The sequence below is a fragment of the Massilia sp. 2TAF26 genome, from assembly GCF_052115005.1.
In the GTDB taxonomy this organism is placed as follows: Bacteria; Pseudomonadota; Gammaproteobacteria; order Burkholderiales; family Burkholderiaceae_D; genus Telluria.
This window is the reverse complement of record NZ_JBFRFV010000014.1, coordinates 60,511-73,106: the sequence shown is the minus strand read 5'-3', so window position 1 is coordinate 73,106 and position 12,596 is coordinate 60,511. Positions and strand designations below refer to the sequence as shown.

Here is a 12,596-nt window from a genome sequence, read left to right as displayed (position 1 = left end):
GTAAATACTGTATGGATGAACAGTATAACGCAGTTCATGCCGGCACGGCGGTACGTAGACGCACGCAATGGAAGTTCAGCGCATGCGTTTGCAACATTAGTAAACTGTGATAGTTTGCAATTTGTTTTTTGGCGAATCTGAGTACCAATGTCTGTCCAATTCCGCAATAACGTCCACGTCGCCGGCGCCGGCCACGCGACCATGGTGTTCGCCCACGGCTTCGGCTGCGACCAGACCATGTGGCGCTTCCTCGCCCCCGCCTATGAAGGGCGGTTCCGCACCATCCTGTATGACCTGACCGGCAGCGGCGATTCCGACCGCACGGCCTATGACCGCGCAAGGCATGGAAGCCTGCATGGCCATGCCGACGATTTGCTGGAAATACTGACCGCCTGCGCGGCCGGGCCGGTGATCTTCGTCGGCCATTCGGTCAGCGCCACGATCGGCATGCTGGCGGCGATCAAGGCGCCGGAGCGCTTCGCTGCGCAAGTCATGGTGGGGGCGTCGCCCTGCTACATCAACGACGGCGATTATGTGGGCGGCTTCAGCCGCGAGGATATGGACAACCTGCTGGCGTCGATGGACGACGATTTCCCGAGCTGGTCACGGCGCATGGCGCCCATGCTGATCGGGGCGAAGCGGCCGGCGCTGACCGCGGAGCTGATGGCCAGCTTCATGCGCAACGACCAGGGCATTGCCCGCCATTTCGCCCGCGTGACCTTCCTGTCCGACCACCGCGCCGACCTGGCTCGTTCGACCGTGCCGTCGCTGATCCTGGAATGCAGCGACGATCCGCTCGTCCCGCGCGAGGTCGGCCACTACCTGCTGCGCCACCTGCCGAACAGCAGCCTGGACGTCATCGACGACGAAGGCCACTGTCCGCACATCAGCGAGCCGACCGCCAGTTCCCGGGCGATCGATGCCTTCCTGGCGCGGACGCTCGGCTGAGCGCTCAGCGGACCGGCTTGCCGTCCGCGTCCAGCACGGTCACCTCGCCCCAGCCCAGCTTGCGGATACCCGGCTCGACCTTGCGCAGGTCGCCGATCACCAGCCACACGACTTCGTCCGGATGCACGTAGCGCGCGCCGGCGCCGGCCAGCTGCTTGTCGCTCAGCGAGCGCATGCCGCCGGCGTAGCGGTTCCAGTAATCGTCCGGCAGGCCGAGGTTGATGCTGGTGATGGCCGCGCCTTCGAGCGCATCCAGGGTGGCGAAGCGGCCCGGCAGGCGCGAGGTCACGTTGCGCATCACGCTGTCGAATTCCTCGCCGGCGATCGGACGCTGGCCGGCGATGTCGCGGATCTCCTTCGACACTTCCTGCATCGCCTCGACCGTCTTGTCGGTCTGCACCGGCGCGATCGTCAGGAAGCTGCGCTGGCCGCGCATGTCGATCATGCGGGCGGTGGTGCCGTAGCTCCAGTGCTTGTCGAGGCGCAGGTTGCGGTTCAGGCGCGAGGTCGCCATGCCGCCGAAGTCGTGCATGACGGCCTGGATCGCCAGTTCGTCCGGCTGGCCGGACGGCAGCGAGACGTGGGCGGCGACGATGGTCGACTGCGGCGCCTCCGGCTTGTCGATCAGGTAGATGCGCTTGCCCGCGGTGGCCGGCACGCTCGGCACCTGCTTGGCGGGAGCGCTGCCGGCCTGCCATTTGCCGAAGCTCGACTCCAGCGCCGGCATCAACTTTTCGAGGGTGGTGTCGCCGGCCACGACCAGGGTCGCGCTGCCCGGACGGAACCAGGCGTCATGCCAGCGCGCGACGTCGTCGCGGCTGATGGTCCGGGTGCTGGCTTCGGTGCCGGAAGCCGGACGGCCGTAGGCATGGCCCGCGCCGTACAGGATGCCCGGGATCACGCGCACCGCGAGGGCGCTCGGCTGGGCCTTCTCCTGCCCCACCTGGGCCAGGCGGCGCTGCTTGGCCAGCTCGACCTGGTCCTGCGGGAAGGTAGCGTTGAGGGCGGCGTCGGCCATCAGCGCCAGCGACGGCGCCAGGTTGGCGCTGGTTGCCTTCAGGCGCAGCACCGACTGGTCCTGGGAGGTGCCGGTGCTGATGTCGGCGCCCAGCGATTCCAATGCGTCGGATAACTGGAACGCGTTGCGCGCCTTGGTCCCCTTGTCGATCAGGCCGAGGCTCAGCGACGCCAGGCCTTCCTTGCCGGCCGGGTCGGCGGCGGCGCCGGCATCCAGCACCAGCGCGGCGTTAACGATCGGCGCGCCATGGCGTTCCAGCAGCACGACCTTCAGGCCGTTCTTGAGCTGGGCGCGCTGCATGGCCGGGAAGCTGACGTCGGGCGCCTGGCCCAGGGCCGGCAACTGCTTGCGGTCGAAGCCGGATTTGACGGCCGCCAGTTTCGGATAAGGCTTGACCGTCATCGTGTAATGATGCCCGCTGAGCCAGCGCTTGCCGGCCGCCTTCACGTCCGCCGGGGTGGCGCTGGCCATCTGCTCCAGGCGGGTCAGGTAGGCGTCCGGGCTGCCGCCATAGGTCATGCTCTGGGCCAGCACGTCGGCGCGGCCGCCGAAGCCGCCCAGGCGCTCCAGGCTGCGCGAGAAGTCGGCCAGCTCGCGGGTCTTCACGCGCGCCAGTTCCTCGCCCGTCGGACCCTTTTCCAGCAGTTCGCCCACGATGCGGTCGACTTCGCGTTCCGCATCGAGCTGGTCGGCGCCGTTCTTGAGCGTGACCGTGATCCCGAAGGTGCCGCCCAGTTCACTGTCCTGCATGCCGGCGGACACGCCGGTGGCGATGCCTTTCTCGTACACCAGGCGCTTGTCGAGGCGCGCGCTCTTCGAGCCGGCCAGCACGTCGGCCAGCAGCTGCAGGCGCGCCACATCCGCATCCTTCCAGGCGGCGGCGTGCCAGCGGCGGTAGACCCGCACCTGCGGCACCTGGTCTTCCATCTCGTCGCGGATGTCGCGGTCGAGCACAGGGATCCAGGTCTCGGTGCGCGGCAGCGGCGGTCCCGGCGGCAGCGCGCCGAAGTACTTGTTCACCAGCTCGAGCGCGCGCTCGGGCGTGATGTCGCCGGCCAGCGACAGCACCGCGTTGTTCGGGCCGTAGTAGGTGCGGTACCACTCGCGGATGTCTTCCAGCGAAGCGGCGTTGAGGTCGTCCATGCTGCCGATCGTGGTCCACGAATACGGGTGCGAGTACGGGTACATCTTGGCCGCGAATTCGTAGCGCACCTTGCCGTAGGGCTGGTTGTCGCCTTGCCTCTTCTCGTTTTGCACCACGCCGCGCTCGCGCTCGAGCATGGCCTGCGAGATGTAATTGCCGAGGAAGCCCATGCGGTCCGATTCCAGGAACAGCGTGCGCTCCAGTGCCGAGGTCGGGACGTCCTCGAAGAAGTTGGTGCGGTCGGTGTTGGTGGTGCCGTTGCGGTTGTTGGCGCCGAGGTCGTCCATCGCCTCGCGGAAGCCGTGCGGGTAGTTCTCGGAACCGTTGAAGAAGAAGTGCTCGAACAGGTGGGCGAAGCCGGTCTTGCCGCGCTTCTCGTTGCGCGAGCCGACGTGGTACCAGACGTTTACGCCCACCACCGGCACGCTGTGGTCTTCATGCACCAGCAGGGTCAGGCCGTTCGGCAGCACAAACTTCTTGTAGGCGATGCTGTAGGCCTTGCGGTCGAATCCCGACGGCGCGGATTTGGAAGCGGTGGCGGTGGCATTGGCGGCGAGTGCCGGCGCGGAAGCAAGCGCGGCCAGGCCGAGCGCGAGCACGATCTGCTTGAGTTTCATCTTCTCTCTTCTGTTTCTGGTTTTTGTTATGCCGCGCCAACGTATCCGTTGGCCTGCGCGAGCAGGTGGGGTTCCATGCGTGCGGCGATGCGCTGGATGTAGCTGGTGGCGGGTTGAACGCCGGCGGCACCGGCGCGGTGCAGCCAGGCATAGGCTTCGACCAGGTCCTTCTGCACGCCCTGGCCGCTGGCGTACATGACCCCGAGGTTGAACTGGGCGCGCGCATGGCCCTGGCGTGCGGCGCACAGGTACCAGAAGTGGGCGGCTTCGTAGTCGCGTTCGACGCCATGGCCGCTGTCGTAGCGCAGGCCGAGCGCGAACTGGGCGAGGGCGTGGCCCTGGTCGGCGGCCTTGCGGTACCACTCGTAGGCCTGGCGCGGGTCGATGGTGCCGCTGTCGTCCTGGTCGAGCAGCTGGCCCAGCATGTACTGGGCCGGCGCGTAGTCCTGGTCGGCCGCCTTGCGGTACCAGTGCATGGCCTCGGCCTCGATGCGCAGGGCGAGGTCGAACTGGGCGCGCAGGTGGCCTTGGCTTGCGGCCTTGCGGTACCAGTCGAGCGCCTGCCCGGCATCCTGCTCGACGCCATGGCCGGCATCGAGCAGCTGGCCGAGGTGGTACTGGGCGCCGGCGGAACCCTGCTCGGCGGCCTTGCGGTACCAGTGCGCGGCCAGTCCGTAATCCTGGTCCACGCCCTGGCCGTGCTCGTAGCGCAGGCCGAGATTGTCCTGGGCGCCGGCATGGCCCTGCTCGGCCGCCTTGCGGAACCAGTGCAGCGCCAGGTCGGGATCGCGGGCCACCCCGTGGCCGCTGTCGTGGATGAGGGCCAGGTTGAACTGCGAGCTGGCATGGCCCTGCTCGCCGGCGCGGCCGTACCACAGGATCGCCTTTTCGCTGTCCTGCGGCAGGTCCTGTCCCTTGTCATAGCGCAGGCCGAGGTTGAACTGGGCCGGCGCATAGCCCTGCTCGGCCGCCTTGCGGAACCAGTGGATGGCCTGCTGCACGTCGCGGTCCACACCCTGGCCGCTGTCGTAGCGGAGCGCCAGGTTGAACTGCGCGCGCGCGTAGTTCTGGTCGGCGGCGCGGCGATACCATTCGATGGCGCGGCCGATGTCCTGGGCCACGCCCTTGCCGCCTTCGTACATCATGCCGAGGTTGTGCTGGGCGCCGGCGTCGCCCTGTTCGGCCGCCTGGCTGAACCAGTGCATGGCCTGCTGCACGTCGGCCGGCACGCCCTGGCCCTTGGCGTACAGCCAGCCCAGGTTGTACTGGGCCGCGGCATATCCCTGCTCGGCCGCCTGGGTGTACCAGTAGATCGCCTGCGCCAGGTCCTGGGCCACGCCCTGGCCCTTCTGGTACATCACGCCGAGGTTGTACTGGGCCTGTTCGAGGCCGGCGCTGGCCGCCATCCGGTACCAGGCCACCGCCAGCTCGTCGTTCTTCGGCACGCCGTGGCCGTTCACGTACATGAAGCCCAGGCTGTGCTGGGCACTGGCGACGCCGCGCTCGGCCAGCGCTTTTACGCGCAGGAACTCAGCGGTGTGATGAGCGACGGTATCAGGCATGGCAAGGCGGCTTCCTTACGCCTGGAACGCGAGCACGTTGCCCGCGCCGGCCGGCAGGCCCTGGCCGCGCAGCACGTCGACGAAGCGGCCCAGCGGCATCGGCCGGTGATACAGGTAGCCCTGCATCGTCATGCAGCCGTTGGCGCGCAGGTAGCGTGCCTGCGGCTCGGTCTCGACGCCTTCCGCGATCAGGTTCAGGCCCAGGCCGCGCGCGATCGAGATGATCGCCAGCACCACCGGATAGTGGCCGTACTCGTCGTGGATCTCCTTGACGAATGACTGGTCGATCTTGATCGTGTGGACCGGGAATCGGTGCAGGTAGGCCAGCGAGGAATAGCCGGTGCCGAAGTCGTCGATCGCCACCGAGACGCCGAGCTGGCCCAGCTTGTTGAGCTGCTCGATCGCATGCTGCGGGTTGCGGATGCAGATGTTCTCGGTGATCTCGACTTCGATCTGGCTCGGCGCGATCCCGTAGCGCAGCAGGGCGCCGCGCATCTTCTCGAAGAAGTCGCCGCGGTCCAGGTATTGCGGGGACAGGTTCAGCGACAGCCGCACCTGGTTGGCGCAGATGCCCTTCCACTGCAGCATGTCGCGGCACAGTGCGCCGATCATCCAGTCCGAGATAGGGATCATCAGGCCGTTCTCTTCGGCGAAGGGCAGGAACTCGCCCGGCGTGACGATGCCGCGGGTCGGGTGGTTCCACCGCATCAGCGCCTCGGCGCCGACGATGCGGCCGCTGGCGGCGTCGATCTGCGGCTGGTAGTACATCTCCAGCTCATCGTTCTCCAGCGCACGCCGCAGGCTCTGGCCGAGCGCGATCTTCTGGTGCGAGATGTCCTGCATCGAGGCGTCGTAGAAGGCGTGGCCGTTCTTGCCCTGCCCCTTGACCTGGTACATGGCGATGTCGGCGTGGCGCAGCAGCTCGTCGATCGACTCGCCGTGGCCCGGATAGATCGCGATGCCGATCGAGGCCGAGATGTGGACCTGGTGGCCGTCCAGGTCGAACGGCAGCTGCAGGCACTCGAGGAATTTGTCGGCGACGCTGCGCGCGTCGTCGCGGTCGCGCAGCTCGGGCAGCACGATGGTGAATTCGTCGCCGCCCTGGCGCGCCAGGGTGTCGCCCTTGCGCAGGCAATCCTTCAGGCGCACCGCAACCTGCTGCAGCAGCTCGTCGCCCTTCACGTGGCCGAGGGTGTCGTTGACCAGCTTGAAGCGGTCGAGGTCGATGAACATCACCGCGAGCTCGGTCTGCTTGCGCTTCGCCTGGATGACGGCCAGGCCAAGCCGGTCCTTGAACAGGATGCGGTTCGGCAGGTCGGTCAGGATGTCGTGGTAGGCCTGGTAGGAGATGACTTCTTCCGCGCGCTTGCGGTCGGTGATGTCGCGCGCCACGCCGTAGGTGCCGAAGAATTCCAGCTTCTTCACTTCCTGGTCGGGCACGTGCATGCCGATCGCGTTCAGCGAGATCGTCATCAGGGTGTTGTTGAAGGTGCGTTCCTGGTTCGAGCCGGCATGGCACTTCAGGCGCAGCTCGACGTTGCGCGAAGCGCGTTCGTCGACGCGGCGCTCGTTGAAGGCGTAGCGGGCGCGCTCCAGGTCTTCTTCGTGCACCAGGATCGAGTAGTGCTGGCCGATCAGCTCTTCGCGGCGGTAGCCGAGCAGCTGGTAGGCGCGGTCGTTCACGAACGTGAATTTTCCCTCGTGGTTCAGGGTATAGATGATGTCCGGCGAGGAGTCCACCAGGTAGCGGTACATCTTTTCCGAGTTTTCCAGCTGGGTCGCGATGCGGCTGTTGGTTTCCTCGAGGCGGCGCGCCTTGAGCGCGTTGGCCACGGTCGTCAGGAGCTCTTCGCGGCTGTAGGGCTTGCGCAGGTAGTCGTAGGCGCCGCGTTTCAGGGCGCCGATCGCGGCCTCGATGCCGACCTCGCCACTCATCACGATGACGTCGGCGTCGATGCCCTTCGCGTTGATGAAGTCCATGATCTCGTGGCCGCCGATGTCGGGCAGGCGCAGGTCGAGCAGGACCAGGTCGAAGCGCAGTTTCCCTAGGTGGGCCAGGGCTTCGCTGCCGGTGGCGGCGGTGACCAGCTGGTAGCCGCGGCCCTGCAGCAGTTCGTACAGCGAGGACAGCAGGCGGGGTTCGTCGTCGACCAGCAGCAGGCGCGGCTGCTCCATCGTGGACGGGAATGCGGCTTGCGGGGCAAGCGCGTCATGGGGTGCGGTTGACGGGGCGCTGTCGGAGATGGGATTCATTGTTACCTTATACTGATCCGAGCGCGCGCATCGGCGTTCCAGCCGGGGCGCTTGCGCCGGCATGCGCCGGCAGCAGAATTTCGAAACTGGTGCCGGTCTTGCCGCTGCGGCAGGCGATATGCCCGTTCAGCTTCTTGACCAGGCTGTGCACGATCGACAGGCCGAGCCCATGGTGCGGGCCTTCCTTCGTGCTCTTCACGGCGGAGAACAGATTGGCCAGCACCTCGCGCGACAGGCCCGGGCCGGTGTCGGAGACGACCAGCTCCAGGTACAGCCTGCGCTCGCGGTTGACGTGGCCGCGGTTGGCGATCTCGATGCGGCCGCCGGTGGCGGACAGCGCCTCGATCGCATTCTTGATCAGGTTGACCAGGATCTGCTTGAGGATGTCGGGATCGCCCTCGACGCGCGCCGCTTCGCTGGACATGCTGACCACGATCTCGACGTTGGGCGGCACGAAGTCGGTGGCGCGGAACAGGCGCAGCACGTCCTCCACCACCTTGGCCACGTTTGCGCTGACGCCGCCGTCCAAGGAGGAGGAAACTGCGGGCTGCACCTCGGTCAGGCTGTTGACCAGCTGGCCGACGCGGTCGATCTCCTCGTTCAGGATCGACAGCTCGCCGGCCACCGGCTCCTGGCGTTCCAGCTTGCTGTCGAGGACCGACAGATAATTCTTGATGATCGACAGCGGGTTATTCACTTCGTGCACCACGCGGCGCGACGCTTCCCTGTACTCCTCGGCCACATGGGCCAGCTGTCGGCGCGCATGGCCGCGCTCAAGCATCGCGTTCTCCAGCGCGGTCGCGGCCTGGGCGCCGAAGGACTGCATGAAGCGCTCGCGCTTCTGGCAGGCCGGCACCTGCCAGCTGGCGATGCCGCCGATCAGGACGCCGATGCAGCGCGCCCCGCTCACCAGCGGCACGCAGACCAGGGATTCGGTGCCGAGCATGCGCAGCAGCTGTTCCTCGGGCAGGCCGAGCGGCGCGCCGTCGCGGCGCACGAAGGCCAGGCGGCGTTCCAGCGCGGCCTTGGCCACCGCCCCGCCCTTCGACAGCGGGATCGAGAATTCCGAGATGCGCTGCTGGTTGGCGGTGGGCGCGCCCACCAGCGCGTGGCCGGTCGGGTTCTCCAGCATCACGGCGGCGTTCTCGAAGTCGAACAGCACGCGCGCCGAACGCGCCACCGATTCCAGCAGCCCGCTCTCGCCGCCCTTGCCCTGCTGGCGCGCGAAGGCCTGGCCGATCTCCGAGACTAGCACCAGGTTGCGCATCTCCTCGGTCAGGCGCTGCTGCACAGGATCGACGGGCGGCGGCGGCGCGAAGGCCGGCAGGGCGGGAATGTCGTCGGCGCCGGCCAGGTCGATACCGAGATGGACCGCGGCGCGCTCGACCTGGCGCGCGGCCTGGGCCAGCAGCTCATCGGCGGCTTCCGGTTCGAGGTCGCACAGCTTGGCCGCCTCGACCACCAGGTTCGGGTCGTCGGCATGGGCGGACAGCAGGTGGGCGGCGCGCACGATGCGGATCAGGGGATGGGCGCCCTCCAGGCGCTCGCCCGGCTCGTGGTGGTAGAGCACCGAGTCGGCCAGGAAGGAGTCGAGCTGCCAGCGTTCGATCAGCCAGGCGCCGGCTTCGGCGTGGGTGATCTGGAGCGTGCGCTGCTCGACCGCGCACAGGTCTTCGTCGTCGCGCGCGGTGAAGTTGTAGCCGTATTCCTTCGGGGCGGTGGCCAGCAGGGCCAGGCGGCCGACGTTGTGCAGCAGCCCGGCCAGGTAGGCTTCCTCGGGCTGGGAATAATTCAGGTGGCGGGCCAGGTCGCGCGCCAGCACGGCGGCGGTGAGCGAGTTCTTCCAGAATGCGCGCAAGTCGGTCGCGCCGGAATTCGGGAAGCTGTTGAAGGTCTGGAATACCGAGTCGCTGATCACCAGGGTCTTGATCATGTCGGTGCCCAGCGCCACCATGGCCTGCTCGAGGTTGGGCAGGCGGCCGCCGCGATGATAGGCCGAGCTGTTGGCGACGCTCAGGATCTTGCCCGTCATGCCGGCGTCCTTGGCCACCAGCGCAGCCAGTTCCGGCATGCCGAGATCGTCCGCCTGCAGGTGGGCCAGCAGCTTGATGAGTATCTGCGGCATGGCCGGCAGCCGCGCGATCAGCAGGCGATTGCGGATATCCTGGTCTGGTAGGTAGTTGGTCTCAAGCACGGCCGCCACTGCTGTTCTGGATGGTTGGTGGCGGCCCTCCCCGGCTCAAGCTGCCACGATAATTCTTCTTGTAATCCCCGGAATAAAACTGGTTTTTTGGCATTGTTCCGGATGTAAAAAACTTATCTTAGCATATATACATTTCTGACCGGGAACAACATTTTCCGGTAAAAGTGATGTGTTTTAGAGTCAGAACTCAGCTGCACGTCTTGACGCGCCTCATATTCCCGTAGGGTGGGCAGGTAAATCAGTCCCCCGGACTGATTTACTCAGTCCCCGGACTGATTTCCCCCCTACGCCAGGGCTTGCTTGCGCCGATAGTGGCGCGACACCATCCAGCAAGCCAGCGACGCCAGCGCAAACGCAGCCTGGCCGAGCGCCATCGCCAGCACCGAGTAGGTCAGCGCCGGCGCGATGATGCCCGCCACGATCGCGCCCATCAGCGTGGTAACGAAGGATTGGCAGGACGCCACCGTGCCGCGGATGTGCGGGAACAGGTCGAGCGTCAGCAGGGTCGCGCTGGGGTTGATGATCGAGCTGCCGAAGTTATAGAAGAACATCGGCAGCACGGTCCACGGCAAGGCCGGCGGCAGGAAGGAGTGGTATAGCACGCTGCCGGTCACCGCGGCCAGCATCAAGGCATAGCCGATGCCGATCTGGCGCCCGTAATGCATCTTGCCGGCCAGGCGGTTGGCGGCCAGGGCACCCAGGAAGATGCCGGCCACCGCCGGCACGAACAGCCAGGCGAAGTCCGAGGGTCCCAGGTGCAGGTGCACCGGCAACAGCACCGGTGCGCCGGCGATGAACAGGAACATGCCGCCGAAGTTGAAGGCGACCACCGCCGACTTCATCTGGAACAGCACGGAGCTGAAGATGTCCCAGTAGCTGCGCGCCAGGAAGCGCGGATTGAAGGGCTGGCGGCGCTCTTTCGGCATGGTCTCCGGCAGGTGCTGCCAGCAGACCCACCACAGCCCCAGGCTGAACACCAGCAGGCCGAGGAAGATCGCGCGCCAGTCCAGCAGGGTCACGATCCAGCCGCCCAGCACCGGCGCCACCGCCGGCGCGATCGAGAAGATCATCGTCACCATCGACAGCAGGCGCGCGGCCGGCGCGCCCGAGTACAGGTCGCGGATGATCGCCCGCCCCACCACCACCCCGGCCCCGGCCGAGATGCCCTGCATGATGCGGAAGATCCACAGGTAGTGCACCGAATGCGCCGAGGCGCAGCCGAGGGTGCCGACCGCGAACACGATCAGGCCAACCAGCACCACGTTGCGGCGCCCGAAGGCGTCCGCCAGCGCGCCATGCCACAGCGACATGACGGCGAAGGACAACATGTAGGCCGTCAGGGTCTGCTGGACTTCCAGCGGGGTCGCATGCAGGGTCTCCTGGATGCGCGGAAAGGCCGGCAGGTAGGCATCGACCGAGAACGGCCCCAGCATCGACAGCGCGGCCAGCAGCGAAGCCAGGCCGCCGGCCGACAGCATGGTGACCTTGTGCGGTTCCGGCAGCGGGACCGGAATGACGGGGTCCCTGGGCAGGTTGTCTGGTTCGGGTTCGGGCAGCATCGATTACTCTTGTTGCGGGCGGGCCGCGTCCGGCTTCGCGGCATCGCGGCGGTTGAAGCCGGCGACCATGTCGAAGCGGAACAGGCGGCATTCGAGCGCGCCGTTGAAGAACGGGGTCTTGCGCGATTCCTTCAGGCGCAGCATCTTCGGCAGCGAAAGGTCGGCGGTGAACAGGTAGACGGTCCAGCCGGCGAAGCGCTGCTTGAGCGTGCCGGACAGGGTCTGGTAGAAGCCGACGGCCATCTCGTCCTGCGGGATGGTGGAGTCGCCGCGCACGCCGATACGCTCGCCGTAGGGCGGGTTGGTCAGCAGGATGCCCGGCTGGCTGGTGGGCGGCTGCACCTGCTGCGCCTCGATCTGCTTGAGCGGCACCTCGAACAGGACGCCGGCCACGCGCAGGTTATGGCGGGTCATCGCCACCATGTCGCCGGAGATGTCGGAACCGAAGATGGTGGGAGTGTCCGGCAGCGGGTTCGGCTTGATCGCCGTTTTCATCTCCTGCCAGGCCTTGCTGTCGAAGTTACGGAATTTTTCGAAGGCGAAGCGGCGGCGCGCGCCTGGCGGAATACCCTGCACCATCTGGGCCGCCTCGATCAGGATCGTGCCCGAGCCGCACATCGGATCGAACAGCGGCACGCCCGGCTTCCAGCCGGCCACGCGCAGCAGGCCGGCTGCCAGGTTCTCGCGCAGCGGCGCGTCGCCGGTTTCTTCACGCCAGCCGCGCTTGAACAGCGCCTCGCCCGAGGTGTCGAGGTAGACCGTGAAGTTGTGCTTGTCGAGGAAGCCGAGGATGCGCATGTCCGGCTCGCGCGTGTTGACCGAGGGGCGCTTGCCGAACTGGTCGCGGAAGCGGTCGCAGATGGCGTCCTTGATCTTCAGCGTGGTGAACTCCAGGCTCTTCAGCGGCGATTTGACGGCCGTGATGTCGACCCGGATCGTGTGATCGACGCCGAACCAGTCTTCCCAGGGCTGCTCGAGCACCAGGTCGTAGATGTCGTTCTCGTTGGTGTAGGTCTTGTTCGCCATGCGCATCAGCACGCGCGAAGCGATGCGCGAATGCAGGTTGATGCGATAGGCATCCTGCATGCTGCCCGAGGCGTGCACGCCGCCCGGCACCTGCTGGTGGACCTTCAGCGTGGGGCTGTTGGTGTTCTGCGCGATTTCAGCGAGTTCTTCGGCGAGTGCCGCTTCCATGCCGCGCGGGCATGGGCAAAAGTAGGAGGCCATCAGGTGTACCCTTTATCCGTTGTGGTGGGGGACCTCGCAAACCTGCCGGTTTTCGAGGCCCAGTT

At 66.8% G+C, this 12,596-nt stretch carries 7 protein-coding genes; 1 reads left to right on the top strand and 6 read right to left on the bottom strand.

The genetic code is table 11. From position 1 onward, the window contains the following. The first annotated feature begins 147 nt into the window (after nt 1–147). Nucleotides 148–948 carry an alpha/beta fold hydrolase gene (locus AB4Z32_RS15885; RefSeq protein ID WP_442122820.1) on the top strand — a complete coding sequence of 267 codons (801 nt, stop codon included), beginning with the start codon at nt 148–150 and terminating at the stop codon, nt 946–948. A gap of 4 nt (nt 949–952) precedes the next feature. On the opposite strand, the gene AB4Z32_RS15880 is transcribed toward AB4Z32_RS15885, so the two are convergent. The 6 genes from AB4Z32_RS15880 to AB4Z32_RS15855 form a co-directional block, all read right to left on the bottom strand. Further along, nucleotides 953–3,727, bottom strand: a complete 2,775-nt coding sequence (locus AB4Z32_RS15880) for a M16 family metallopeptidase (RefSeq protein ID WP_442122819.1) — start codon at nt 3,725–3,727, stop codon at nt 953–955. Nucleotides 3,728–3,753: 26 nt separating this feature from the next. After that, complete coding sequence (locus AB4Z32_RS15875; RefSeq protein ID WP_442122818.1) at nt 3,754–5,289, bottom strand: SEL1-like repeat protein; 1,536 nt, start codon at nt 5,287–5,289, stop codon at nt 3,754–3,756. Between the two features lie 15 nt (nt 5,290–5,304). After that, complete coding sequence (locus AB4Z32_RS15870; RefSeq protein WP_442122817.1) at nt 5,305–7,542, bottom strand: putative bifunctional diguanylate cyclase/phosphodiesterase; 2,238 nt, start codon at nt 7,540–7,542, stop codon at nt 5,305–5,307. Between the two features lie 7 nt (nt 7,543–7,549). Continuing rightward, complete coding sequence (locus tag AB4Z32_RS15865; protein ID WP_442122882.1) at nt 7,550–9,667, bottom strand: HDOD domain-containing protein; 2,118 nt, start codon at nt 9,665–9,667, stop codon at nt 7,550–7,552. A 362-nt stretch (nt 9,668–10,029) separates the two neighbouring features. Then, complete coding sequence (locus AB4Z32_RS15860; protein WP_442122816.1) at nt 10,030–11,304, bottom strand: multidrug effflux MFS transporter; 1,275 nt, start codon at nt 11,302–11,304, stop codon at nt 10,030–10,032. Between the two features lie 3 nt (nt 11,305–11,307). Beyond that, entirely contained in the window at nt 11,308–12,531 is a 1,224-nt protein-coding gene (locus AB4Z32_RS15855) for a THUMP domain-containing class I SAM-dependent RNA methyltransferase (RefSeq protein ID WP_442122815.1), read from the bottom strand. Nucleotides 12,532–12,596: the final 65 nt, after the last annotated feature.